The 26,137-nt window shown below is 67.4% G+C and carries 21 protein-coding genes; 13 read left to right on the top strand and 8 right to left on the bottom strand.

Going from position 1 to position 26,137, the window contains the following annotated elements; translation table 11 throughout:
- Positions 1 to 351, bottom strand: coding sequence for a DUF3060 domain-containing protein (locus G6N16_RS06430; RefSeq protein ID WP_407663679.1), 351 nt, complete (start codon positions 349 to 351; stop codon positions 1 to 3).
- A 137-nt stretch (positions 352 to 488) separates the two neighbouring features.
- Here G6N16_RS06430 and G6N16_RS06435 point away from each other — a divergent pair, with 137 nt between their 5' ends.
- From G6N16_RS06435 to tuf, 5 genes are all read left to right on the top strand, one after another.
- Positions 489 to 1,100, top strand: coding sequence for a TetR/AcrR family transcriptional regulator (locus tag G6N16_RS06435; protein WP_083033763.1), 612 nt, complete (start codon positions 489 to 491; stop codon positions 1,098 to 1,100).
- 293 nt (positions 1,101 to 1,393) lie between these two features.
- A complete protein-coding gene (rpsL, locus tag G6N16_RS06440; RefSeq protein WP_083033764.1) occupies positions 1,394 to 1,768 on the top strand; it encodes a 30S ribosomal protein S12 in 375 nt (124 codons plus the stop codon).
- Entirely contained in the window at positions 1,768 to 2,238 is a 471-nt protein-coding gene (gene rpsG, locus G6N16_RS06445) for a 30S ribosomal protein S7 (RefSeq protein WP_083033765.1), read from the top strand. Before rpsL ends, rpsG begins: the two co-directional genes overlap by 1 nt.
- A gap of 95 nt (positions 2,239 to 2,333) precedes the next feature.
- Positions 2,334 to 4,436 (top strand): elongation factor G, encoded by a 2,103-nt coding sequence (gene fusA, locus G6N16_RS06450; protein ID WP_083033766.1) that lies wholly within the window; start codon positions 2,334 to 2,336, stop codon positions 4,434 to 4,436.
- 96 nt (positions 4,437 to 4,532) lie between these two features.
- On the top strand, positions 4,533 to 5,723 hold the full coding sequence (gene tuf, locus G6N16_RS06455) for an elongation factor Tu (protein ID WP_083033768.1): 1,191 nt from the start codon (positions 4,533 to 4,535) through the stop codon (positions 5,721 to 5,723).
- Positions 5,724 to 6,102: 379 nt separating this feature from the next.
- Here tuf and G6N16_RS06460 read toward each other — a convergent pair whose 3' ends face one another.
- Complete coding sequence (locus G6N16_RS06460) at positions 6,103 to 6,777, bottom strand: hypothetical protein (RefSeq protein ID WP_133053028.1); 675 nt, start codon at positions 6,775 to 6,777, stop codon at positions 6,103 to 6,105.
- Positions 6,778 to 6,869: 92 nt separating this feature from the next.
- Here G6N16_RS06460 and G6N16_RS06465 point away from each other — a divergent pair, with 92 nt between their 5' ends.
- Positions 6,870 to 7,547 (top strand): hypothetical protein, encoded by a 678-nt coding sequence (locus G6N16_RS06465; RefSeq protein WP_083033771.1) that lies wholly within the window; start codon positions 6,870 to 6,872, stop codon positions 7,545 to 7,547.
- On the opposite strand, the gene G6N16_RS06470 is transcribed toward G6N16_RS06465, so the two are convergent.
- The 3 genes from G6N16_RS06470 to G6N16_RS06480 all read right to left on the bottom strand — a co-directional run bounded on the left by G6N16_RS06470 (position 7,544) and on the right by G6N16_RS06480 (position 10,558).
- On the bottom strand, positions 7,544 to 8,215 hold the full coding sequence (locus tag G6N16_RS06470; RefSeq protein WP_083033773.1) for a hypothetical protein: 672 nt from the start codon (positions 8,213 to 8,215) through the stop codon (positions 7,544 to 7,546). The two genes, G6N16_RS06465 and G6N16_RS06470, sit on opposite strands and share 4 nt — an antisense overlap.
- A 16-nt stretch (positions 8,216 to 8,231) precedes the next feature.
- The gene (locus tag G6N16_RS06475; protein WP_083033775.1) at positions 8,232 to 8,648 is read right to left on the bottom strand and encodes a hypothetical protein; all 417 of its coding nucleotides are present in this window, start codon (positions 8,646 to 8,648) and stop codon (positions 8,232 to 8,234) included.
- A 65-nt stretch (positions 8,649 to 8,713) separates the two neighbouring features.
- The gene (locus tag G6N16_RS06480) at positions 8,714 to 10,558 is read right to left on the bottom strand and encodes a vWA domain-containing protein (protein WP_163787802.1); all 1,845 of its coding nucleotides are present in this window, start codon (positions 10,556 to 10,558) and stop codon (positions 8,714 to 8,716) included.
- A 148-nt stretch (positions 10,559 to 10,706) separates the two neighbouring features.
- On the opposite strand from G6N16_RS06480, the gene G6N16_RS06485 reads away from it, so the two are divergent.
- From G6N16_RS06485 to lanM, 5 genes are all read left to right on the top strand, one after another.
- A complete protein-coding gene (locus tag G6N16_RS06485; protein WP_272937587.1) occupies positions 10,707 to 11,558 on the top strand; it encodes a mycofactocin-coupled SDR family oxidoreductase in 852 nt (283 codons plus the stop codon).
- 90 nt (positions 11,559 to 11,648) lie between these two features.
- Positions 11,649 to 15,866 (top strand): toll/interleukin-1 receptor and WD40 repeat domain-containing protein, encoded by a 4,218-nt coding sequence (locus G6N16_RS06490; protein ID WP_083033545.1) that lies wholly within the window; start codon positions 11,649 to 11,651, stop codon positions 15,864 to 15,866.
- Positions 15,867 to 15,964: 98 nt separating this feature from the next.
- Positions 15,965 to 16,207 (top strand): hypothetical protein, encoded by a 243-nt coding sequence (locus G6N16_RS06495; protein WP_133053017.1) that lies wholly within the window; start codon positions 15,965 to 15,967, stop codon positions 16,205 to 16,207.
- Between the two features lie 120 nt (positions 16,208 to 16,327).
- Entirely contained in the window at positions 16,328 to 16,465 is a 138-nt protein-coding gene (locus G6N16_RS06500; protein WP_163787803.1) for a hypothetical protein, read from the top strand.
- 9 nt (positions 16,466 to 16,474) lie between these two features.
- Entirely contained in the window at positions 16,475 to 19,390 is a 2,916-nt protein-coding gene (lanM, locus tag G6N16_RS06505; RefSeq protein WP_083033547.1) for a type 2 lanthipeptide synthetase LanM, read from the top strand.
- Position 19,391: 1 nt separating this feature from the next.
- Here lanM and G6N16_RS06510 read toward each other — a convergent pair whose 3' ends face one another.
- From G6N16_RS06510 to G6N16_RS06520, 3 genes are read right to left on the bottom strand one after another with little or no spacing between them, the layout of a single operon-like run.
- Positions 19,392 to 21,902 carry a potassium channel family protein gene (locus tag G6N16_RS06510; RefSeq protein WP_163787804.1) on the bottom strand — a complete coding sequence of 837 codons (2,511 nt, stop codon included), beginning with the start codon at positions 21,900 to 21,902 and terminating at the stop codon, positions 19,392 to 19,394.
- A 56-nt stretch (positions 21,903 to 21,958) separates the two neighbouring features.
- Positions 21,959 to 22,918 carry a hypothetical protein gene (locus G6N16_RS06515; protein WP_083033551.1) on the bottom strand — a complete coding sequence of 320 codons (960 nt, stop codon included), beginning with the start codon at positions 22,916 to 22,918 and terminating at the stop codon, positions 21,959 to 21,961.
- Positions 22,915 to 24,369: a hypothetical protein gene (locus tag G6N16_RS06520; protein WP_083033553.1), complete on the bottom strand. Its 1,455-nt coding sequence runs from the start codon at positions 24,367 to 24,369 to the stop codon at positions 22,915 to 22,917. Before G6N16_RS06520 ends, G6N16_RS06515 begins: the two co-directional genes overlap by 4 nt.
- Before the next feature lie 117 nt (positions 24,370 to 24,486).
- Between G6N16_RS06520 and G6N16_RS06525 the strand changes: the two genes are divergently transcribed.
- Together G6N16_RS06525 and G6N16_RS06530 are read left to right on the top strand one after the other, a co-directional pair.
- Positions 24,487 to 24,909: a LuxR C-terminal-related transcriptional regulator gene (locus G6N16_RS06525; RefSeq protein ID WP_235674062.1), complete on the top strand. Its 423-nt coding sequence runs from the start codon at positions 24,487 to 24,489 to the stop codon at positions 24,907 to 24,909.
- Positions 24,910 to 24,949: 40 nt separating this feature from the next.
- A complete protein-coding gene (locus G6N16_RS06530) occupies positions 24,950 to 26,134 on the top strand; it encodes an NAD(P)/FAD-dependent oxidoreductase (RefSeq protein WP_083031348.1) in 1,185 nt (394 codons plus the stop codon).
- Positions 26,135 to 26,137: the final 3 nt, after the last annotated feature.

Here is a 26,137-nt window from a genome sequence, read left to right on the forward strand (position 1 = left end):
TCAGCCGCTGATCTGGTTGATGATGTTGGTCATGCCCAGTTCGCGGCCCCGGTCGACAACGTAGGGCTGCCCGGACTTGTAGAGCACGGTGTTGCCGGAGCCGTAGACGGTGATGTCGTTGACCACGTTGTCGGCGATGACGGTGTTGTTCGACCCCTGGGTGGTGACCGCCCAGCAGCTGCCCAGCGCGGTGATGGTGTTGTTCGCCCCGTTGACGAACAGCGTCGCGTCGTTGCATTCGATGGTCTCCACGCTGCCCATCTTCGTGATGTGGGTGTCGCCGTTCTTGGCGCCGGCGGGCGCCGCGCCGGACAGCGCGACGCCGGTCAGCGCGGCCGACGAAACCAACAGCGCGGTGCACGACATGCAAACCCCGGCCAAACTCCGCCTCATGGCCGATGAGCCTACGTCAATTAGAGTGCTTTGCTGGTGCTGTTCGCCGGCGCCCACCGCACCGTGCAGCACGACGCCTTCGAAGGGACCCCGGTATGCCCCCCACCCCCGACACTCGGTCGTCGGGCACCCGGGCGCGCGGGGGCGGGCGCGGGGCCAAACTCAGCCGCGACGTCATCGTCAACGCGGCACTGGCGTTCCTCGACCGCAAGGGCTGGGATTCGCTGACCATCAACGCGCTGGCCAGCCACCTCGGTACCAAGGGCCCGTCGTTGTACAACCACGTCGACAGCCTCGACGACCTGCGCCGCGCGGTGCGGATGCGGGTGATCGACGACATCATCGGGATGATCAACACCGCCGCCGAGGGACGCGTTCGCGACGACGCGGTGCTGGTCACCGCGGCGGCCTACCGCAGCTACGCCCATCACCACCCGGGCCGCTACGCCGCCTTCACCCGGCTGCCGTTCGGGGACGACGACCCCGAGTACGCGGTCGCGACCAAGGCTGCCGCCGCGCCGGTCATCGCGGTCCTGGCCTCCTACGGGCTGGACGCCGAGCAGGCATACGTTGCGGCGCTGGAGTTCTGGTCGGCCATCCACGGCTTCGTGCTGCTGGAGATGACCGGCGTGATGGACGACGTCGACGCCGACGCGGTGTTCTCCGACATGGTGTTGCGGCTCAGCGTGGGCCTGCAGAAACGTTGATGTCGCGGCGGGTGCGGGGCGCCGTCCGTGCGCTTTGACCTGTGCTACGCCGGGCGGGTAAGGTAGGACCTCGTGCCTGGCCACCAGGCGCGCACGCCGCTGTCCAGCAGGGGTTATGTGCGCACGCCGGGCGAATTCGCATGTGCAAGCATCGCTGAATCTAGCCGATTCACGTCGGTGTGAGCGCGCGCGACACGCCCGGTCGCGGGGTAAGGGACCGGGGCATAACTGCAGTACAGAGACCTCGCGTCGACAAACCTCAGAGAAGTAGTAGCAACACAGGAAGCCGGTAAATGCCAACCATCAACCAGCTGGTCCGCAAGGGCCGCCACGACAAGGCTGCGAAGGTGAAGACCGCGGCGCTTAAGGGCAGCCCGCAGCGCCGTGGCGTGTGCACCCGCGTGTACACCACCACCCCGAAGAAGCCGAACTCGGCGCTTCGCAAGGTCGCACGTGTGCGTCTGACCAGCGGCGTTGAAGTCACCGCATACATTCCGGGCGAAGGCCACAACCTGCAGGAGCACTCGATGGTGCTGGTGCGCGGCGGCCGTGTGAAGGACCTTCCCGGTGTGCGCTACAAGATCATCCGCGGTTCGCTGGACACCCAGGGTGTCAAGAACCGCAAGCAGGCACGCAGCCGCTACGGCGCGAAGAAGGAGAAGAGCTAATGCCGCGCAAGGGGCCCGCGCCGAAGCGCCCGCTGGTCAATGACCCGGTCTACGGATCGCAGCTGGTGACCCAGCTGGTCAACAAGGTTCTGCTGGACGGCAAGAAGTCCACCGCCGAGCGCATCGTCTACGGCGCGCTGGAGCAGGCCCGCGACAAGACCGGTACCGACCCGGTCGTCACCCTCAAGCGCGCGCTGGACAACGTCAAGCCGAGCCTCGAGGTCCGCAGCCGCCGCGTCGGTGGCGCCACCTACCAGGTGCCCGTCGAGGTCCGCCCGGACCGCTCCACCACGCTGGCCCTGCGCTGGCTGGTCAGCTTCTCCCGGGCCCGTCGGGAAAAGACCATGGTCGAGCGGCTGGCCAACGAGATCCTCGATGCCAGCAACGGCCTGGGCGCCTCCGTCAAGCGACGTGAGGACACCCACAAGATGGCCGAGGCCAACCGCGCCTTCGCGCACTACCGCTGGTGATGACGCCCGGCGGCCGCTACCGGCCGCCGGCGCAAACCGCATGACCTGCGCCGCAGGTACACAACCGAACTGATCGAAAGAGTGGGAATTTCACCGTGGCACAAGAGGTGCTCACCGACCTGAGCAAGGTCCGCAACATCGGCATCATGGCGCACATCGATGCCGGTAAGACCACCACCACCGAGCGGATCCTGTACTACACCGGGGTCAACTACAAGATCGGTGAAACCCACGACGGCGCCTCCACCACCGACTGGATGGAGCAGGAGCAGGAGCGCGGGATCACCATCACCTCCGCGGCGGTGACCTGCTTCTGGGACGGCACCCAGATCAACATCATCGACACCCCCGGGCACGTCGACTTCACCGTCGAGGTGGAGCGTTCGCTGCGCGTGCTCGACGGCGCGGTGGCCGTGTTCGACGGCAAGGAAGGCGTGGAGCCGCAGTCCGAGCAGGTGTGGCGCCAGGCCTCCAAGTACGACGTGCCGCGCATCTGCTTCGTCAACAAGATGGACAAGCTCGGTGCCGACTTCTACTTCTCGGTGCGCACCATGGAGGAGCGCCTCGGGGCCAACGTGATCCCGATCCAGCTGCCGATCGGCGCCGAGAACGACTTCGAGGGCGTCGTCGACCTGGTCGAGATGGTCGCCAAGGTGTGGCGCGGCGAGACCAAGCTGGGCGAGAAGTACGACGTCGTCGAGATTCCGGCCGACCTGGCCGAGCGGGCCGAGGAATACCGCACCAAGATGATCGAGGCCGTCGCCGAGACCGACGACGACCTGATGGAGAAGTACCTCGGCGGTGAAGAGCTGACGATCGAGGAGATCAAGGGCGGCCTGCGCAAGCTGACCGTCAGCGGTGAGGCCTACCCGGTGCTGTGCGGCTCGGCGTTCAAGAACAAGGGCGTGCAGCCCATGCTCGACGCCGTTGTCGACTACCTGCCGTCGCCGCTGGACGTCCCGCCGGCCGAGGGACACGTCCCCGGCAAGGAAGACGAGATCATCTCCCGCAAGCCGAGCCTGGACGAGCCGTTCTCGGCGCTGGCGTTCAAGGTCGCCACCCACCCGTTCTTCGGCAAGCTGACCTACGTCCGGGTTTACTCGGGCAAGGTCGACTCCGGCGCCCAGGTCATCAACGCGACCAAGGGCAAAAAGGAGCGTCTGGGCAAGCTGTTCCAGATGCACGCCAACAAGGAGAACCCGGTCGAGTCGGCGTCCGCGGGCCACATCTACGCGGTGATCGGCCTCAAGGACACCACCACCGGCGACACCCTGTGTGACCCGAGCAACCAGATCGTGCTGGAGTCGATGACCTTCCCGGATCCGGTTATCGAGGTGGCCATCGAGCCGAAGACCAAGAGCGACCAGGAAAAGCTGTCGATCGCCATCCAGAAGCTGGCCGAGGAAGACCCCACCTTCAAGGTGCACCAGGACTCCGAGACCGGCCAGACCGTCATCGGCGGCATGGGCGAGTTGCACCTGGACATCCTGGTGGACCGCATGCGTCGCGAGTTCAAGGTCGAGGCCAACGTCGGCAAGCCGCAGGTGGCCTACCGCGAGACCATCCGCCGCAAGGTCGAGAAGGTCGAGTTCACCCACAAGAAGCAGACCGGTGGATCCGGCCAGTTCGCGAAGGTGCTCATCGACCTGGAGCCGTTCTCCGGCGAGGATGGTGCCACCTACGAGTTCGAGAACAAGGTCACCGGTGGCCGTATCCCGCGTGAGTACATCCCGTCGGTGGACGCCGGCGCCCAGGACGCCATGCAGTACGGCGTGCTGGCCGGCTACCCGCTGGTGAACGTGAAGGTCACCCTGCTCGACGGCGCGTACCACGACGTCGACTCCTCGGAAATGGCCTTCAAGATCGCCGGCTCCCAGGTGCTGAAGAAGGCCGCGCAGTCCGCGCAGCCGGTCATCCTGGAGCCCATCATGGCCGTCGAGGTCACCACGCCCGAGGATTACATGGGCGACGTGATCGGCGACCTGAACTCCCGCCGTGGCCAGATCCAAGCCATGGAGGAGCGCAGCGGTGCGCGCGTCGTCAAGGCGCAGGTGCCGCTGTCGGAGATGTTCGGCTACGTCGGCGACCTGCGGTCGAAGACCCAGGGCCGGGCGAACTACTCCATGGTGTTCGACTCGTATGCCGAAGTTCCGGCGAACGTGTCGAAGGAAATCATCGCCAAGGCGACCGGCGAGTAAGACCATCCGGGTTCGTGGACTACTCTGCTAACCCGGCTGACAAAGAAATCAACCCTGCTTTAACCAGAAGCACCAACTAGTCCAGGAGGACAAGAAGTGGCGAAGGCGAAGTTCGAGCGGACGAAGCCGCACGTCAACATCGGGACCATCGGTCACGTTGACCACGGCAAGACCACGCTGACCGCGGCTATCACCAAGGTTCTGCACGATAAGTACCCCGATTTGAACGAGTCGCGCGCATTCGACCAGATCGACAATGCGCCCGAGGAGCGTCAGCGCGGTATCACCATCAACATCTCGCATGTTGAGTACCAGACCGAGAAGCGCCACTACGCGCACGTTGATGCCCCCGGCCACGCCGACTACATCAAGAACATGATCACCGGTGCCGCCCAGATGGACGGCGCGATCCTGGTGGTTGCCGCCACCGACGGCCCGATGCCGCAGACCCGCGAGCACGTGCTGCTCGCCCGTCAGGTCGGCGTGCCCTACATCCTGGTCGCGCTGAACAAGTCGGACATGGTCGAGGACGAGGAGCTCCTGGAGCTCGTCGAGATGGAGGTCCGCGAACTGCTGGCCGCCCAGGACTTCGACGAGGACGCCCCGGTCATCCGGGTCTCCGCGCTGAAGGCCCTCGAGGGTGACGCGACCTGGGTCAAGTCCGTTGAGGACCTGATGGAGGCCGTCGACGAGTCGATCCCGGACCCGGTCCGCGAGACCGACAAGCCGTTCCTGATGCCCGTCGAGGACGTCTTCACCATCACCGGCCGTGGCACCGTGGTCACCGGTCGCGTCGAGCGTGGCGTGATCAACGTGAACGAGGAAGTCGAGATCGTCGGCATCCGCCCGACCACCACCAAGACCACCGTCACCGGTGTCGAGATGTTCCGCAAGCTGCTCGACCAGGGCCAGGCGGGCGACAACGTCGGTTTGCTGGTTCGTGGCATCAAGCGCGAGGACGTCGAGCGTGGCCAGGTTGTGGTCAAGCCCGGCACCACCACCCCGCACACCGAGTTCGAGGGCAGCGTCTACATCCTGTCCAAGGACGAGGGCGGCCGCCACACGCCGTTCTTCAACAACTACCGCCCGCAGTTCTACTTCCGTACCACGGACGTGACCGGCGTGGTTACCCTGCCCGAGGGCACCGAGATGGTGATGCCCGGTGACAACACCGACATCTCCGTCAAGCTGATCCAGCCGGTCGCCATGGACGAGGGCCTGCGGTTCGCCATCCGTGAGGGTGGCCGCACCGTCGGCGCCGGCCGGGTTACCAAGATCATCAAGTGATCTGATCTAGGCACACGAAAGTGGCGCTCACCCCTACGGGTGGGCGCCACTTTCGTTGTGTGCGGGCGTCCCTGGGGTTGGGCTCCCGGCAGTCCGCGGCCAGATTGACGCCCGGGCTGTTCCAAGTGGGCGGTATTCGTTGAGATTGACAGCTGGGTCGTTGCGGGCGGGCCGTTCCTGTCGAAATCGACGCCCGGGCTGCACCGCCGGCCCGGGAACCGCCCAGGCGTCGATTTCGGTGAGCCTGCCGTTGTGCGTACGGCCTTGGCGTCGATCTCGACGAGCTTCCCGGGTGGGTACCGAACTTTGTTCTACGGACGCCGATTTCGGCCGCTTCGCTGGTGTTCGCTGGGCGGACACGTTGCGCTGAGGTGGCGGCTCACGCAACGCCGACGAAATAGGCCTTGGTAACCCGCAGTGTGGTCAGCGGCCCCTTCGAACCACCCACCTCCACGCTCCATCCGCCCGGGTTCTTGGTGATTCCGTGGTCGGATCCGGAGCCGCCCCAGACCGCAACAAAGTCGGCCTGGACGGTTCCGCCTTGGCAATAGAAGGCTCCGTAGTAGTCGGGGTGCTGCTCTTGGGCGCTCCAGCTGCCGCCGAGCCGGGCCCGGCAAGTGGTGCCGTCCTCGAGTTCGATCCCGATCGGACGGGCCGGTTCCGTTCGTGGTCTCATCGACCCGTAGTTCGTGGTGGGTCGCTTTTTCAGTGTCGTTTGGAACGGATCCTGCAGGCACAGTAGGTAGCTACCGCCCTGGGTGGGCCAGCAGGCGTCGCCCATGTCCGCGCTCGAGCCACATTCCACGACACCGCCGGTGACGTCGTAGCGTGACTCGCTACCGTAGGTGCAGTCCGTTGGCATGTTGAGCATCGAGTCGTCCTCGACAAAGCCCGGCATCAGGTTGCCGTCGTGATCAACGGGCTTGAGGATGATTTCTTCTGGTACTGATTTCGGCTGAGCAGCCGGGCTGCCTGACGGCGTGTCACTGCCCCGGGAACATCCGGCCAGCAGTAGACAGGCGACGGCCAGCAGCGAAAGAACCCCCCGAGTCATGCCCGGAGTATAGGAAAGTCCGGACCCGCAGGACAGGATGTCGGTCGATCAGCTGACTAATTACTGTGAAGGAACTGTGATTGGATGGGCCGATGTCGAACGTGCAGATGACCCGGGGGCGGCGCGCGATCCAGCTGGGGGTGAAGGTCGGGGCGGCGTTGTGTGTTATCGGACTGGCGGGCTGCGGATCGTCGCACGAATCGCAACCGGCCGGCGCGGAGTCGACAGCGGCGGTCTCGTCGAAGCCGGATATCACCCACATGTCGGAAACGCTTGTCGTGGGGCGGGACTCGTTCCCTGACGTTCCCGGCGGGGACTGGCGAGCGCCGTACATGTACGAGCATCCGGAGTCGGACGAATCCGCCGAGTGCGGTCCAATGCTGAATCAATATGTGCGTGGCGAGGATTCGATGGCGTTGGCGAGTTTGAAGAAGGACGGCAACAAGCCCAGCTTCCGAATCGACCTGACGTTGCCGTCAGAACCGCTACCGAATTGGCATGCATTGTCGGAGAAGTGCAGGTCGATTGGGCAATTCGAGCTGACGCCGAGATCGCTCGACGGACTTCCTGCGTGGGCGGTGGCATCTGACATCAACCTCGACGACGGTCAAGGCGACAAGCCCGGCTTGTCAATCGCGGGCGACTACCGGGGGCTCGTCATCTACCTGCAGGCGCAACGTCAGCCGACCGGCCTCACCGACGCCGACCTCGCCGCGTGCGTAAAGCTGTTCAACGACCAGGTCGCGAAACTCGAAGCCGCGCCCGCCTAATCGAGGACCCGCTCCGTGGAGGTCCACTGGCCGCCCTTGAACCGGTGGGTGACCTCGACGGTGGCGTCGGGGGAGAAGCCGAGTTTGTCGGCGCCGAGGGAGTCGGGGTAGATCAGCTGCTCGTCGGTGACGATCGTGGGGCCGTCGATCCGCAGTTCCTTGATGAAGCGTGATTCGCCGTAGGTTTCCCCGCGCAGCGGTGACGAGCCCGGGACGATGGTCTCGCCGACCTGCCTCGGGGCCGAGGTATCCGAGAAGTCGAATACACCAATGAATTTCATCATCGACGAGCGTCCAGCGCAGCAGTACTCAAAGGTCGATCCGAAGCAGGTGAAGGTGACCACCGCGTCCTCGGTACGGTCCCCGTCGGCGTCGATCCAACCCTCCAACTTCGGCTCGGTGATCGACGCGCCGCCGAATTCGCCCGACGGCAGGGTGGCTTCACCCTTGCCGTCGCGCACGTTGATCGGAACCGTGCTGGGCCAACCGTAGGAGCCGTGCGCACACACCCCGGCCGGGAAGGTCATGTTGCGGACGGTGGTGTCGGTGACACCGGCGGGCCTGGTGGGCTTCCCGTGCCCGAACGGCGACCACAGCTTTCCGCTGGAGGTGCATCCCGTCAGGAGCACACACACGACAGCGAGCAGCGACGGGATCTTCGGTGACATGTGTATTCCTTTGCTGCTAGCCGAAACTTCTGTATTCACTGCAGCCCTGCAACTCCTCCGCAATCTCGGGTGGAACCCCGCTGCTGGAGACGCAGTCCCAGTTGCCGCCGAGGGTGACGTATTGCCAGGTGCCGTTGACGCGGTGGAACAGCACCCGCACTCTCTGGAAACCAGGGCTTTCCGATGTCGTCGACGCCATCGCCCAGTCGTCGATACAGGTGGGTTCGTCCAGCCCGATGTTCCACATGGTTCGGGCATAGTCCACGTCGGGACTCTCCAGGAGTACAGGCAGCAGCGTCTTGCTGTTGCAGGCACCGGCAGATGCGCCGAACGCGGATCTCGGGTCTATACCGAAGGGAGCCTGCCCACCCCGCGAGCAGCCGGTGAGGAGCAGGCAGAGGGCGGCGATCAGCGAAAGAATCCCCCGAGTCATGAGCGAAGTATAGGGACGCGTTCCATCGTTGTATTCAAGGCACGAATGGAATTAAGCGGACCGACTCAGGGCTTGCGGAGTTGGATCCGGATGCCGACTTGCTCGCAGTAGCTTAGGACCCCGGTCTCGTCAAACGCGCCAGCGGAATTTCCGGTGCACTTGTAGTCATCAATCTGAACTGACTGTCGCGAAAGGGATTTTCCTTCGCCGCGGAACATTCGATCGAACAGGGTCCGTGCTGTGTCGCACGATGCGGATCCCGACTGCACGACTAGTGCATAGTCCCCCTGGTCGGTCTTGTATAGACCGCATTGCTGCGGCCCCGGCGTTGCGCTAGGGGTCGCCGTCGCGAGACGGCATCCTTCCGAACCGGGCGTACGGCCGACATGCGGTTGCCCGGCGGTGTCGCCATCGACCTGGAATGCCAGAAACTGTCCGGCGCCGGGGTCGTTCGGCTGGACCCGTAGGGTCTCGTGGCCGCCGAGGGAGGGTTCGCGCGTAATCGTGGAATCGCCAGCGTAAGCGGCTTGGATGGCGGAGACCGTGGAGCCGTCGCCGACGCCGCGATCGGTCATTGCGCCCAACGGGGTGTCGAGACCGGTGACGAGGCCGGTCGAGTCGTCGATCCACACAGACAACTCGCGCCAGTCGGCTCCCGGCGCGGCAGCCAGTACGGTGCAGTTGTAGTAGTGCTGCTTCGAAAGCGACTTCCCGGCCGCGGTGGCTGCCTCTGCTTCGGTCATACCTATCTTAATCTTCCCGTATCCCTGGAAAGTGGCAACCGGTGGACCTGCCGGCTGTGGTTTGCAGCGGCACAGGACGATGGTTTTGATGGTGCCGGTGTGGCTGTTGTCGCTGGTTTTGGCGTAGCCGTCGATGTCCATTTTGTAGGCGGCGTCGCTGGTGTTGGTGGCACCGGTGTCGAAGTAGACGGTGGTGTGATCCCCGTTTGGAGTGGTTTCCAGGGGTTGTCCGTAGAGCGTGACGGCGTCGGTGATGTTGGTTCCGGTGGTGATGCCGTCGATGGTGCGTCCGCCGTTGTGGGGGGCGATGGAGGTCAAGACCGCGTCGGTGAATTCGAAGTCGCAATCGCGCCACACCACGGTGACGGTTCCGGTGGGGGCGACGGTGGGGAAGTCGGGGTGGGTGGTGCGGATGTCGGTGATGTTGGTGCCGAGGTTGATGCCGAATATGCCGGTGGCCGAGAGGGATTGGTTGGCTTGTTCGATGTTTTGGGTGGCCAGTAGGCGGGCGGCGAGTTGGCCGGCGTTTGCGGCTTGGACGAAGACGCCGCCGGTGACCTCGGCGATGCAGCGCAGTTGGTCGGCGGCGGCGCCGTCGACTTTGAACCCGACGGTGGAGATGGTCAGGCCGGGGTGGGTTTTCTTGAGGTTGGTGGCGGTGTCGCACGGTGGGGTGTCGCAGGTGTCTTCGCCGTCGGAGACCAGCACGATGGCGGTGTCGCCGTCGGGCAGGGCGTCGGCGCCGGTCTGCAGGGCCAGGGAAATGGGGGTGTACCCCGACGGGGTGATGGCGTCGATGGCCGACCCCATGGCGGTGCGGTCTAGTGGTCCGAGGGGGATCAGGGTGCGCACGTCGTTGCAGCCGGCGGGTTTGTCGGTGTCGGCGGATCCGGTGGCGGTGCCGTAGGCCAGCAGTCCGATGGTGGAGTCGTCGGGGAGGGCTTTGAGCAGTCCGTGGGCGGCGGTTTTGGCGGCGTCGATGCGGGGGCCGGGGGCATCGGCTTCGGTCATCGATCCGGAGGCGTCCAGGATCAGCACGGTGGGTACTGATTTCGCCACGGGTGCCGGGGTCGTCGACGATGCAGCTGAGGGCGCGTCAGTGCCCCGGGAACATCCGGCCAGCAGTAGACAGGCGACGGCCAGCAGCGAAAGAATCCCCCGAGTCATGCCCGCAGCATAGGGCAGCGCCGCGAAGTGATCCGGGTACTGCTGCGCAGGTCAGCCGAACGACGGATAGCGCAGAATCTAGAACACGTTCTAGTTCGACTGTTAGCCTGGACGGACAAGCCCTCGGTCGAGGGAACAGGTCGAAAGGATCCTCAGGATGGCAGGACAGCTGGCGGGCCGGGTGGCCTTCGTGACCGGGGCGGCTCGCGGGCAGGGCCGGGCGCACGCCGTCCGGCTGGCCGCCGAGGGCGCCGACCTCATCCTCATCGACATCTGTGGACCGGTCGACCCGTCGGTGCCCTATGCGGCCGCGACGCCGGAAGACCTCGCGCAGACCGTCGCCGAGGCGGAATCCCTCGGCAGCAAGGTGCTTCACCGCCAGGTCGATGTCCGCGACGACGCCGCCGTCAGCCAGGTGGTCAACGACGGCGTCGAGCAGTTCGGCCGGCTCGACATCGTCGTCGCCAACGCCGGGGTGCTCAGCTGGGGACGGCTATGGGAACTCACCTCCGACCAGTGGAAGACCGTCATCGACACCAACCTGACCGGCACCTGGCACACCATCCGCGCCGCCGTGCCGGCCATGATCGCCGCCGGCAACGGCGGGTCGATCATCATCGTCAGCAGCTCGGCCGGCATCAAGGCGTCCCCGGGCAACGGGCACTACGCCGCATCGAAGTTCGGGCTGACCGCGCTGACCAACTCGCTGGCACTGGAAGCCGGCGAATACGGCATCCGGGTCAACTCCATCCACCCGTACTCGGTCGCCACCCCGATGATCGAGAACGACTCGATGCTCGGCATCCTGCAGAAGCACCCGAACTACCTGCACGCCTTCGCACCGATGCCGTATCAACCCGTGCCCAAGGGGGATTCACAGCGTTCGGACTTCATGACGGCTGACGATGTCGCCGACGTGGTGGTCTGGCTGGCCGGTGACGGCTCGGGCAACCTGTCCGGTTCGCAGATCAACATCGACCGCGGGGTCATGCGGTACTGACGCAAACGCGGGCGGCCCTGTCCGCCCCGGTGACGCACGCCACATACACTGCGAAGTGCCGACGGCGGGTCTAACGGGAGAGGGGGGCCGGTGGCGCGCATCTTCCTCAGCTATTCGCGGGAGAACAAGCAGGCCGCGCATGCGCTGAAGAACTGGCTGCAGGCGCAGGATCCGGACTTGGCCGACGACATCTTCATGGACGTCGACCAGCAGTCCGGCATTCGTCCCGGCGAGCAGTGGCGAAACTCCATCACCCGCGCGATCGACCGCTGCGAGGTGCTGATCGGCTGCGTCTCCCCGGACTGGGAAACCTCCACGATGTGCCAGGCCGAGTACATGCTCGCCCTGAGCAAGGGCAAGCGGGTGATCCCGGTGCACGTCGTGCCGATGGCCGAGGTCGGCTCCACCGCCGACCTCAACGGCATCCCGATCTACCCGGATTCCGCCGACGACACCGTCCGGGTCGACGCCACCGACTTCTCGCTGACCGGGCTGCACCGGCTGCTGTCGGACATTTCGAGTGAGAACATCAAGTTCGAGTTCCCCGCCGGCCGCACGCCCTACCGCGGCCTGGAGCCGCTCGGCGAAGAGGACGCCGCGGTGTTTTTCGGCCGCGACGGTGACCTGGCCCGCGGCATGTCGTCGCTGCGCAGCGTGCGGCTCACCGACAAGACGCTGTTCGTCATCTCCGGACCCTCGGGTGCGGGTAAGTCGTCGTTCCTGCGCGCCGGTCTGCTGCCCCGGATGCGCCGCGACACAAAGAATTTCATCGTGCTCGACGTCGTCCGTCCGGGCCGTCAGGCGATCACCGGCAGCTCCGGCCTGGCAGCGTCGGTGTACAACGCCGCCGGCTCGCTGACCGGCACCACGCGCGCCGAGGTGATGCGGGTGTGTCAGTCCGATCCCGACGAGGTCCTGGAGATGCTGGGCCGGCTCCACGAGGCCACCACCGACGACCAGGGCGGCGACGAGGACAAATCCCCGCCGACCCTGGTGCTGCCGGTGGATCAGGCCGAGGAGCTGTTTTCCACCGGTGAGGACCCCGACGGCAAGGGTGAGGCGTCGGCGTTCCTGGACCTGATCCGCACCCACGCCGAACGCGATGCAACGCAACGGATTCCGCTGCTGGTCATCATGACCATCCGGGCCGACCGGTTCGAGGCGCTGCAGACCGCCGATCAGCTCAAACTGGTCAAGTATGAACTCTTCGGGGATCTGCGGCCGCTGGGCGACGCCGAGTTCCGTGCGGTAATCGAGGGACCGGCGAAGGTCGGCGGCGCCGACGGTAAACCGATCATCATCGAGGACGCACTGGTCGACCAGCTGGTCAACGACTGTCAGCGCGGCGGCGGCAGCCTGCCCCTGCTGTCGCTGACCATGGCGATGCTGTACGAGAACCACCGCGGCGCCGACGGCACGCTGAAACTCGCGGACTACAAACCGGATTCGATGAACTCGGTGGTCCAGTCGCTGGTCGACGAGGTGGTGGTCGGCGACACCGAGCGCAAGTTGGTGGAGCGCGCGTTCCCGTCGCTCGTGGACGTCGAGCCCGGCACCAACAAGGCCGCCCGCCGCGTCGCCCGCTGGGACGAGTTCGACGAGGACGTCAAAACCCTGCTGAACCAGCTGGTCGCCCAGGGGCTGCTGTCCAAGGCCGGTGGCGACGAGACCATCGAGGTCGCCTTCGAGGGACTCTTCGAGCGCTGGGGACTGCTCAACGAGCTGATCATCCGCCAGGGTCAGGACATCGCCCAGGCGGGCCTGCTGAACATCTGGTCGGACGCCTGGAAGCGCGACGGCGACCGCGGCAAGCTGCTGCAGGGCGACGACGTGACCAAAGCGGTCGGCTTCATCGCTGACGGTTCCCCGCTGCGCGCCCGGCTGGAATCGGCCCGCCCCTACATCGAGGCCTCCCAGCGAGCTGAATCCCAGCGGCGCTTCCGCAACCGGGTGATCGCCGCGCTGACCGTCCTGCTGATCGTGGTGATGCTCGGCACCAGCGGCTGGGGCTTCTACAACCACCGCCAGACCCAGGCGGCGCAGCAGGCCGAAACCGGCATGCGGCTGGTCGCCGAGGCCGATCAGATGATGGAGGGCGGGCGTCCGGGCGGTGACGTGCTCGCACTGCAGCAACTCGTCGTCGCCAGCAAGATGGGCGCTCGCAGCGCCGACTCCGTCGCCAACCGCCGCCGCGATCTGGACCGCATCATGGAGAACCCGGACGGTGGGAACGAACAGGGCGTCACCCCGGTTCGCGCCGTCGCGCTCTCCCCGGCCGGCGACGACGGCGCCGGAATGAAGATCGCCGCCGCCAATGACGACGGCACGCTGCGGATCTGGGATGCCGACACCGGTGCCCTGGACCGCGAGATCAAGGTCGTCAACGACGGGCTGGTGCTCAGCGTGGCGTTCAGCCCGGACGGCAGGTTCGTCGCCACCGGAGACGAAACGGCCACCATGAACATCTGGGACGCCGCCACCGGCGAGCGCGTCGGTGTCCCGATGCACCACGGCGGCAAGGTGCTGAGCGTCGTCTACAGCCCGGACGGCGCACTGGTCGCCACCGGCGGCGAGGACGGATTCCTCACCGTGTGGGACGCCAGCGCCCTGTACAACCGGCCGCTGGTCCGGGAACGTGCCGTCGCCGACGTGCGCGGCACCGTCCGCGCCGTCGCGTTCCGCCCGGCGGCTAAGCTGGTGGACGCGAAGGCTGAGGAGAACCACGCCATCCTGGCCACCGGGAACGACGACGGCGTTGTGCAGCTGTGGGATGCGCGAACTGGGGCGAAGATCGGCCCGGGGAAGCTGGCGGCCCCCAACTCGTCGATCATGAGCCTGGCCTTCGGTGTGGGCTATGACCCGGTGATCGGGGAACTGCCGCGGGTCGCGGTCGGTCTGATCGACGGCGAGGTGCAGGTGCTCGACGGCAACACCCTCGACCTGATCCGCGGGCCGGTCCTGGCGCACCCGGGAGTGGTCACCAGCGTGGCGTTCAGCCCGGGTGGCTCGCGGGTGGTTTCCGGCGGCACCGACAACACGGTCCGGGTGTGGGACGTGGGCGGCGGCGTCGAAAAGCGGCCGTTGACCCCGATCGGCGCACCGCTGATCGGCCACCACGGCACGGTCTCCTCGGTGGCGTTCAACGGTGACACCACGCAGATCGTCTCCGGCGGCATGGACGGGTCGGTGCGCATCTGGGATGCGATCGCCGGCCTCCCGATCCCGGCCCAGCAGGGCAATGAGGTACGCGCGCTCGCGTTCAACCCGGCGGACGCCGAGCAGATGGCGTCCGGGGGTACCGACGGGACGGTGAAGCTGTGGAACCCGACCTCGGCTGCGCCGATTGGGCAGCTCGGCGAACCCGTTCCGCCCCAGGACGATTCGCACACCGTCAACGTGCTGGCCTACAGCCCGGACGGCACCCGGATCGTCGCCGGCGGCCAGGACGGCGTGCTGCGGTTGTGGGACGTGAACGTCCCGGCCGAAAAGCTGCGCTTCGGCCTCAAACGCGACCAGGCCAAGGCCGAGGTGCACCTCGGTGCGGACAATCGGATCAAGGCCGTCGCCTACAGCGGCGACGGCTCCCTGATCGTGACCGGGGACTGGAAGGGCGGAGTCCGGCTGTGGGACGGTCACACCCTGGCCGAGAAGGGCTACCAGGCGGTCCGCTACCAGATCTGGAGCGTCGTGTTCAGCGCCGACAGCGAGCACATCGTCACCGGCTCCGGATACAACCTGTCCGGCAACCCGGTGAACCAGATTCAGTTCTGGCGGGTCGATCGCGATTCCGACCAGGGGCTGGTCTCCGACGGTGACCCGATCACGGGTCCGCCAGGCTGGAACATCTATGCGCTGGCGTTCAGCCCGGACGGCAGCCGGGTCGCCTCCGGCGCCAACGACGGCATCACCCGGCTGTGGAACAGTGATCGCACACCGGCGGGCCCCCCGCTGGGGGCCGACCAGAACACCGTGTCGAGCCTGGCCTTCATGCACCACCGGCCTTGGTTGATTACCGGCGGCAGTGACGGCAAGGTCCGATTGTGGGACGTGGCGGCGTTCCGGCCGCTGGGCAGCCCGATCGACGCGCGGCAGACCTGGATTCACAGCGTCGCGGTGAATCCCGACGACACGCTGATTGCCTCGGCGGGTGCCGACGGCACCATCCACCTGTGGCGGGTGCCCCCCGACCTGGTGGAAAACCTCTGCAGCAAGATCAACGCCAATATGTCGGTCGAGCAGTGGAATGCGGTGGTCGGGAACTCGCTGCGTTATCAGACGCAATGCGAGGGCCTGCCGATTCCCAAGTAATCCGGTTTGGTATTGCGGTTCCTGTGGTGGAATAGTTGCAACGTAGTGACCGTCCTGTGATAATTCGGCGAAGGACGCGGATCGGGGGGGATACCGGTATGAGCCAAAGTGCGACAGGTGTGGTGGCGCGGGGTGCTGCTTGTGTCGCGACGCTGGTCGGCGCGATGATCGCCACCGCGCAGGCACCGGCACAGGCCGATCCGTGCACCTCCTCAATGGTCGCACCGCCTGCCTACTGCGTCCCGGCCCAGGCGCCGGGACAGCAGCCCAAGGCCGATGCCAAGGAGCAGCGGGACGCCACGGCCGGCGGCGGCGCGGCCCGTCCCGGCGGCCATCACTGACCGGTGGCCGACGTCGGCAGGTCGCGAATTGGTTGCGTTTCCTGCCACCGGTGGCCTTTGGCTTGTCTCGATGAAAAGATTGGACGCAGCCCTGGGCGCGCCAAAAAGAAAGGACCCCTTGTGAGGACTACCGACGTACTGGTCGCCGAGAACCCGCTGCGGACCGTCATCTCCGACGCCGAGCTGGAGGTCGCCGCCGAGGACCTGGCGCTGATGTACACGGCACAGACCTCCTCCTACAGCAGGTGCTGCAACTAGCCATGGCCTATGCGGCGCGCTGAGTTCGCGACGCGCGCCGCCACCTTCGGGGAGCTGCTGGGGCCCGGGTTCCGGACATCGGGGAGCCACAGCGACTCCACCCGGGCCGACGACGCCCTGGCGGCCTGGTGCCGGTCCAGCTCGGACGGCCGGTGGCCGCTTTTCGAACGCCGACTCGGCCGCGACGGCTGGGACCTCGAAACCGTCCGCCGCCGGTTCTCCGCCGCGCAGCCGTGCACGACGGATGCCTTCACCTGGGCCGCGGACGCGGACTGGATCCGCGCCGCGCTGATGACCCGGCCGACCGCCGGTGCCGGCGGCCCCTTCCCGTTTTCCGATCTGTTCGTTCCGGTGGTCGACGAGGCGCTGCGGCGGCTGGGCCCCGCGCTGCCCGGCGCCGCGGTGCTGGCCGAATCGGCGCGCCGGGACCTGTGCGAGCGGCTGATGGTCGATCTCACCGGCCTGTGCGCGGCGACCCTCTACGACCGGTTCACCGGGCACCCGGGCGGCTACCGATCCTTCATCGCCACCGTCGACACCGACGGCATCTTCGCCGAAAAACCGGTGCTGCTGCGATTGATCGCCACCCTGGTCCGGCAGTGGCTGGACGCGACCGCCGAGTTCGCCGCGCGCCTGAGTGCCGATATCGACGCACTGCGCGGGTTGGGCGGCGCTGCACCCGATGCCGCGGTGGTCGCCGTCGGCGGCGGGCTGTCCGATCGGCACGACGGCGGACGCACGGTGCTGACAGTCACTTTCGACGGCGGGCGCCGGTGTGTCTACAAGCCGCGGGACCAGCGTCTCGCGGCGGCCTGCTCGGATCTGCTGGACTGGCTGGGCGGGCAGGCGCCGCCGGCCGACCTGCGGGTCGCGCGGACGATATCCCGGGACGGCTACGGCTGGACCGAGTTCGTCGAACACACCGGATGCACGGACGACGACGGCGTTTCCCGGTACTTCCAACGCGCCGGAGCCTGGCTGGCCCTGCTGTACGCTCTGGGCGCCGCCGACGTGCACCACGAGAACGTCATCGCCGCCGGGGACCACCCGGTGCCGGTGGACCTGGAATGCCTACTGCAGGAGGAAGATCCGAACCCGGCGCGCAGTGCGGCATACGCCGCCCACGACCGGGCCCGGTCGATGATCGCCGACTCGGTTCTGTCGGTCGGACTGCTGCCCGGGTACGCCCGCGTCGGTGACCGGGAGATGCGCAGCATTGGCGGAATGGCCGCGGGCTGGGCGCAGCAGGCCGAAATCCGTTGGCGCCAGGTCAACTCCGACGACATGTCACCGGAGGCCACGGTCATCTGCGTCGACCCCACCAATCTGCCGCACATCGCCGGGGAATACGGCCGGCTCGACGCCCACCTGACCGAATTCCTCTCCGGATTCACCGACTACGCGAAATTTCTGAGCAACCGGGACTGGAGTCGATCGCTGGACCGGTTCGCCGGACTGGCGGTCCGCAAGGTCCTGCGGCCCACGCAGTACTACCATCTGCTGCTGACCCGGCTGCGTGACGATCGCACCATGTCCGACGGCATCACCTGGTCGGTCCAGGCGGATTTCGTTGCCCGACTGGCGGACTGGAACACCGAGGACGACCCGCGCTGGCCACTGGTCGCGGCCCAGCGCGATGCCCTGCTGGAGTTGTCCGTGCCCATCTTCTCCACACCGTCGGATCCGGGACTCGTGCGGGTGCGCACCCGGCTGGCCGGTCTCGACGACACCGCGATCGCCCGGCAGATCGAACTGATCGGCCAGACCTCGAGTTTCCTGACCCCGCCGCAGACGACCCTCTCCGCGGCGGCGCACGGATCCGCGGAAGGCCAACCCGCGGCGGCCGCCGACCGGATCGCGCAGCAGATTACGGACTACGCCGTCCGGGCCGAAACCGGCGCGGCATGGACCGGACTGACCTGGTTCCCGGATTCCGACAGCTCACAACTGAGCGTGCTCGGCAACGACCTCTACAACGGCAACGGCGGTATCGCGGTATTCCTGGCCGCACACGCGCGACGGCGGTCCGATGCCGCCGCCGCCGACCTGGCCCGCGCTGCCCTGGCGATGCTGCGCGCAGACCTACACGGCGTCAACGCCTTCCGGTCCGCGCGGCTGCTCGGCGTCGGGGGAGCGACGGGCATGGGATCGATCGTCTACAGCCTGGCGGTCACTGCCGCGCTGCTCGACGACGACGGCCTGCGCGCCGACGCGCACCGGGCGGCCGGCCTGATCTCGGATCGGCTCATCGCCGCCGACAACCGGCACGACGTGATCGCCGGCAGCGCCGGGGCGATCCTGGGGTTGCTGCGCCTGTACCGTGATTGCGGTGACGCCTCGGTGCTGGCGACGGCCGTGGCCTGCGGTGAGCACCTGCTGCAGAACTCGCCGGCGGACTCCTGGACCGCGGACGGGATGAGCCACGGGGCCACCGGAGTCGCCTACGCAATGACCGCACTCGCCGCGGCGAGTGCCCGGGACGAGTTCACCCGGGCGGCAGCCGAATACGCGGCCGTCGGCGGTGACGGCTGCTGCGCGGGCGGGCAGGCGTCATCCCAGTGGTGCCACGGCGCTGCGGGAATCGGCCTGGCGCACCTGGGCATGCAGCGTCACCGTCGGGGCGCCGCCGCGGGGACCGTCGAGCATGCGCTGGGCCATGTCCTGGCGGACTGGCCGGCGCGGGTCGACACGCTGTGCTGCGGATCGCTGGGCAACATCGAGTTCCTGCGCGCCGCAGGACGATCTGATCTGGCCGAGGAGCGCCTGTCGGCGGTGCTGGCCTCGGCGCGGGCGAGCGGCGGTTACCGGTGGAACGGCGGTGACACCCGGTTCAACGTCGGGCTTTTCCGCGGTCTGGCCGGCGTCGGGTACACCTGCCTGCGGGGCATCGACCCGACCCTGCCCAATGTCGTGCTGTGGGAGTGAGTCACACCCGTTCGTAGCGGCGGGCGAAATCGGCGCCGGTCACCGGCCAGCATTCGCCGCCCGGGTTTCGTACCAGCCAGTCACCGGGCTGCCCGGTCGCCGTGCCCTCCAGCGTCTGCACCAGCACCGTCTCGGCCAGCTGCACGGCGTGCACCGGCGCGGTCTTGCGGTACCGGTCGCCGTCGACGTGTTCGTAGGTCTGGGCGAAGACATCGGCGGCCACCGACCAGCCGGCGTCGCCGTCGGTGACCCACCAGTCGCCGGTGTTGGCGCGCATCGAATCGGCCCGCGCGGTATCCCAATTGGCTTCTGCGGAAATGGGTTCCGCACGGACGACGATCCTCGACCGGTAGCTCGAGGCGTCCGCCAGCAGGTCGCCGACCTCTGCGGGATCAAGCGTGCGCGGCGTCGTGTCGGTGCGGCACGGGCACAGTGGACGGCCGCAGCGTTCGGGCCGGAACTCCGGTGCCGTCCGGGCGGCGGTACCGGCCGGGACGATCGCGTAGCCGAATGAGGCGGCGATCGCGGGATAGGTTTCGGTGGCGATGCGCCGGTTGTACCGGGCGGCCTTGCGCAGATTCGGGTTCAACGTTCGGCCCAACCGCTGGGCGGTGTGCTGCGCGGTGTTCCAGCCGTCGTCGTTCTCCAGCGCCACCAGACCCGCGTAGCAGAACTCGTTGGCGGCCACACCGCTGAAGGTGGCGAGCCGAACCTCCTCGGGCGCACGCCACGGCGGCTTTTGCGTCCAGGGATAGCGACTACTGTCGGTCCAGGTGCGATCGAGCCAGTCCTGGTGTTCCTGCCAGGCAATGTACTTCTGACAGTCCTCGGGCATCGCAGGCCCGGGCGGCGCGCCGACGCCGTCGTGGCGTTGCAGCTCGAACCCGCACTCGGCCAGCAGCGTGAGCATGTGGTCGACGGCAAGTTTGCTGGAGTACCGGTCGCCGATCTTCTTCTTCGCCTCGCGGAGAAGACTTTCGCGCCAGGCAGTTTCGTCCCACGCCCGGCCCTGACTCACCGTCTTCGCCTTTGCCGCCTGGATCCGGCCGGGGTCAAGAGACGCCCGGCGAGCCTCCTCGACCTGCTGCTGCGTCGACTCACCCATCGGGGCGCCGGGCTGCCAGCCGACCACCGACCAGGTCCCGTTGGAGAACATCAGGGTGTGGGTGAGACTGAACGTCCGGGCCCACTGCGTTCCGGTGTCGTCGGTCACCAGCGCTGCGTCCAGACCGGTCTCGGCCGGGTCCACCACCAGGAGCAGATCCTGCAACGTCTCCTCCGGATGGTCGCCGAGCCCTTTCCCATCGGCCAGCCACTCCCGGCCGGTGGTGACGGTCTGCGGGTCGTCGAGGTAGCGCAGCTTGGCCGCCCCGGCGATCAGCTGCCGGTTGGCGACCGCGATCCGCAGGGCGTGGCGCCGGGGGAGTGCCGCGGCGGCCACCGACGTCGACGACGGGCCGGTGAAGATCTGGATCGTCAAACCGCCGGGTTCTTTCGGCGGTCCCAGGTTGTCCTCGCCGGGTTCGCGCAGCACGATCTGTGGCACTGGGATCTCGTCGTCGTCGCAGACGAAGCTCAGCGACCAGCTCAGCCGCCGCACCCAGATGCGAATGGTCTCGGCGAGCCCGGGCTGGTCCTGGTCGGTGGTCGTCGACGCCGGGAGGTCCACGACGTCGACGACCGCGCGCTGGATCCGCGGACTGCCGGTGATCGCAGCGACGATCAGGTGGCAGATGTGCTCGGCGATGTTCTCCGCCGGACAGGTGACCTCGTTGCCGGGCAGCGTCGTGGTGATGGTGTCCGGGCGCACCAACTCCGCGTAGACGGGGTCGTGGATGATGACCAGATCGGTGCGCCCGCGGTACTTCTCGGACTGGCCGGCCCGGATCACCTGAATCTCGTCGTGCAGCTGCATGTTGACGCCGTCGGAATCGGTGGCGATGACCACCCGCTTGGCGTGGCTGATCACCCGCCGGGCGGTGGGGGTGGTCAGTACCGCCTGGAGCTCGCCGGCGGCGATGATCGGTATGGCCGGGGTGGTGGCCATCGCCGCCACGGAATCGCGGCTCTCGGTGATCAGGATCGTCGGGATGTTGTTGGTGACGGACGACTTGATCAGGGCGGCCGCGGTGTGACCGTCGCCGATGATCCCCAGGTGTGCCTTGGGCCGGACCAGGTGGACGAAATCCCGGACCCGGCGGGACAACAGCACCAGGGAACCGGCGGCGAACAGGGTCAGCAGCAGTGCCAGGATCCCGACGATGCTCAGATCGGTCGGCGGCTGCGGGTCGTAGTCTGGGGTCAGGGACAGATAGCCGCCGGTGAACAGCGACAGGGTCGCCCACAGCCGCTGCGGGAACGACGACGAGACCTGGGTGGCGTGCTCGGCGTGGGTACTGTCGACGGCATAGCGGCCGGTGAGCACGAAGCCCCACACGAACACGACGACGAACGCCGACACGAGAAGCCCGGGCAGGATGATCCGCCCGCGCAACCATCCATCGGCGCGCAACTGGCGCATTCGCCTCGGAGTCGACCGGCCTCGCACGGATCTGAATCTATCGGGTGTCACTCGGCCGGCGGCGGATTCTGCCGCAACCACTCTCGAACGGCCAGCCGGACGTCAGGCGCGGTGAAGAACTCCTCGCATTCGTTGTTGTGCCCGAGGAAATCGGTGAACGGGTTGAAGTTCTGCCAGGCGCGCAGGGCCTTCTGTTCCTCGTCGAACACCGGCCACAGCTGCTCGCGGCGGTTCACCCGGAACGGCCGGTAGATGTCCTCCAGGCTCCACTGCCACCAGGTCATGTTCCGGGCGAAGGTCTGCGTGTAGAACTTCACCTCCCGGACGTCGCGGCCGGAGATCCGGGCGACCTCCTCGGTGTAGGCGCGTTCGAACCCCCGGCTGGTGATCGGCCATTTCGGCATGGTCACCAGGGCGCTGATCCAGTCGAACGAGTCAATGTCGTTGTAGGAGCGGCTCAACAGCATTCGCAGGCTCTCGGAGGCCTCTTCCACCTTCGCCCAGTGTGGGTTGAGCTCGGCGTAGCGGTGGGGTTCGGCCAATTCGGTGAGCAGCTGTTCGGCCAACGGTCCGCGCTGGGTGAAGCGTCCCAGGCTCAGCGGATTGGCACCCAGCAGCAGATGACCGGCGCCCATGAACAGCGGGGCGTGCGCGGCCTTGACGTCGGTGAGCGTCCACAGCGCGACGTCGGGTTCGTGCCGGTGCACCCAGTCCAGCACACCGAGGCCGGTCCAGATCTCGTATCCCGCACCGCTATCCGCCAGCACCTGCGCGCGGAAGTTGGCCTGGTCGTCGCGGAAACAGCCGAGGCTGCAGTCGGCGACGACACCCGCCAGACCGGGCGGGCGACGGTCGTCGGTCAACAGCCGGTAGGCGTCCAGCGGGGTGTAGGCGATCAGGAAGCGGAATTCGAAACCGGGCCGCTGCGCCTGGTAGTGGCGTTCGAACTCGCGGTAGTTCATCGCCTTGCGATGATTGTCCTCGACGATCAGAAACCATCCGGTCACTGTTGCTCCCACTTGAACAGCTCCAGGGGCGCGGGCAGCGCCCGGTCCGACCAGGTCGCGACGATGCGCTTCGAGCCGTCGACGAGTGTCTCCTGCACCAGGTCTCCGTGGTGCTCGGTCCGCAGCAGCTCGCGCAACTCGGTGAGCGACTTGCGCGGCGGGCACCAGTTGTCGATCGGCGGCAGGTGATCGCGAACCGCAAGGTGGTACCGCAGTTCCAGACCGGAACCGCTGCTGTAACCCTCCAGCACGATGTCGCGGCGGTGGCCGGCGAACTCGGGTTTGCTCAGTGCCTGGCCGACGTTGTGCAGCAGCGCGGTCGCCATGGTGATCGCGGTCTGGTGATCGCCCAGACTCAGTTCGCCCCACGACACGTCGTAGCTGACGAACTCCCACAGCCCGTACGGTTCCAGGATCTCCTCGGCGAGATAGTCCAGGGACATCTGCCGCGAATCGCGGATGCCGGTGCGGGTGTGGAAGTAGGTCAGCATCGCGGGCAGCGCGGCCAACTGCGTCGCCCACTGCCGCGGCACCTCCTTGATCTGGGCGGTGCCCTCCGCGGCGGCCTTGATCGGCCCGAACTCGTCGTGCAGCACCCGGCCCAGATCCTCCCGACCGTCCTCGATGGCGTCCCGGGCCGGGACGACGGTGGCGAACACCATCCGGTCGTGGTTGCGCACCGTGACGCCCAGCGCGAGGGCGAGCACAGTGGCCAGGTAGGCGACCGGCACCATGGCCGGTTCCCAGCGGCCCAGCTCCACCCCGACGGTGACCATCGCGACCACCGAGGCCCACGACAGCAGCGGCACCCAGGGCCGCATGGTGTGGAAGATCATCGGCATCGCGCTGGCCTCGGTGTAGTTCGCGACGTCGAGCAGCAGACCCGCCAGGCTGGAATTGAGATAGCCGATCGCCGCGGCCAGCGCCGCGATCTTCACCCAGCCGACGTCGCCGCCGGACGGTGCCAGGCTCACCGCGATCAGGTTGAGCGGGTCGGCCAGCAAGCCGATCAGCGCGGGGATGTTCAGATTGCCCTGCAGGCGTTCGTATCTGGCGGGCAGGATCCGACTGGTACGGCGGCGCTCCGGTCCCCGTGACGGATACGGGTAGGCCAGGAACTCCAGTGCCACCTGCATCACCGCGGGAACCAGCAGTACCCAGATCCACCACGGTGCACCGACGGCCGCCATCGCCGAGGCGACCACCGCCAGGTAGCCGGTGCGGGTGACCGGGCCGCGCAGCCCGTCGTAGTGGGTGATGCGTGCGGCGGCCACCTTGGTGTGCCACTGGCTGAACGTCGGCGGCTGCACCAGGTCGACGACGAGCTGTTTCCACGGCGAGGCAACCCGGTGGTTGTCGTCGGGCAACTGCCACCACAGCGCAACGTCCTCACCGCGCAGGGACTGGGTCCGGAACTGGGCGCGCAGCCGGTCCAGCAGGCCTGCCTTCATGCCACCCCCTGGTTCTACCGGCCTCTGGGCAAACTAACACGCGGCGGCTGCAGGGCCCCGACCTGCGGATTGCCGCGAGGCAATCCCCCGATCGGCCGATCACAGACGATTTCTGCCATGACCATGCCTCAGCAGTTCGGACTCCTCCGCCCCCGCCCGGCCATCGCGCCGGCCCGCCCGCGGATCGCCCCCGCCGTACCCACCGCTCAGCCCGCTCGACCGGCCGCGCCGGTCACCCCGGGAGCCTGCACCACGCCGCTGCGCGTGGTCGGCGGCTCCGCCTCGGGACCCGTCGGCGCAGTCGGCGAGGTACGCCGGCCCGACTTGACCGAACGGGAAGTCGAGGTGCTGCTGACCTGGCTGCGCACCGACAGCAAGGCCGAGGCCGGCCGGATGCTCTACGTCGCCGGCACCACGGTCCACACCCACCTGGAGCGGATCCGGGCCAAATACGACGCCGTCGGCCGGCCGGCCCGCACCAAGGCCGCGCTGGCCGCCCGGGCCATCCAGGACGGTTACGTCGCGCTCTGGGACCTCTGATCAGGTGGATAACCGATACCGGCGGTACATCGTGTAGAAAATGACGATGTCCGAAAACGGAATCGTTATTGCCGGTGGAGGGTTGGCCGCCACCCGGGTCGCCGAGCAGCTGCGACGCGCCGAATACACCGGCCCGATCACCATCGTCAGCGACGAACTGCACCTGCCCTACGATCGGCCGCCGCTGTCCAAGGAAGTGCTGCGCAACCCCGAGGTCGACACCACGCTGCGGCCCCAGGAATTCTACGACGACAACAACATCACCCTGCGGCTGGGCTCGGCGGCCCTGGGTTTCGATGCCGAGGCGCAGACTCTGGCGCTGGCCGACGGGACCTCGCTCGGTTACGACGAGCTGGTGATCGCCACCGGGCTGGTGCCCAAGCGGATCCCGTCGTTCCCCGACCTGGCCGGCATCCATGTGCTGCGCAATCTGGACGAGTCCGCGGCGCTGCGTGATCAAGCCGGCTCGGCCCGCCGCGCGGTGATCGTCGGCGCCGGCTTCATCGGCTGCGAGGTCGCCGCCAGCCTGCGGGCACTCGGTGTCGATGTGGTGCTGGTCGAGCCGCAGCCCCAGCCGCTGGCATCGGTGCTGGGGGAGCAGATCGGCGCACTGGTCACCCGACTGCACCGCGGCGAGGGCGTCGACGTGCGCACCGGCACCGGGGTGAGCGAGGTGCTCGGCGACGACGGCAAGGTCACCGCCGTGGTGCTCGGCGACGGCACCCGGGTAGACGCGGACCTGGTGGTCGTCGGCATCGGCAGCCGGCCGGGCACGGACTGGCTCGCGGACTCGGCTATTGAGGTCGACAACGGCGTCGTGTGCGACGCCGTCGGGCGGACCAGCGCTCCGCACGTCTGGGCGCTCGGCGACGTCGCCTCCTGGCAGGACGGCTCCGGGCACCAGGTGCGCGTCGAGCACTGGAGCAACGTCGCAGAGCAGGCGCGGGTGCTGGTGCCCGCGATGCTCGGCCAGGAGGTGCCGGAAGCGGTTGTGGTGCCGTACTTCTGGAGCGACCAGTACGACGTGAAGATCCAGTGTCTGGGTGAACCCGAGGCCGACGACACCGTGCACATCGTCGAGGACGACGGCCGCAAGTTCCTGGCCTTCTACGAGCGTGACGGCGCGGTTGTCGGCGTGGTCGGCGGTGGCATGCCCGGCAAGGTGATGAAGGCCCGCACCAAGATCGCCTCCGGGGCCCCCATCGCCGAGGTCCTGCCCGGCTGACGC

Source organism: Mycolicibacterium insubricum, assembly GCF_010731615.1.
Classification (GTDB): domain Bacteria; phylum Actinomycetota; class Actinomycetes; order Mycobacteriales; family Mycobacteriaceae; genus Mycobacterium; species Mycobacterium insubricum.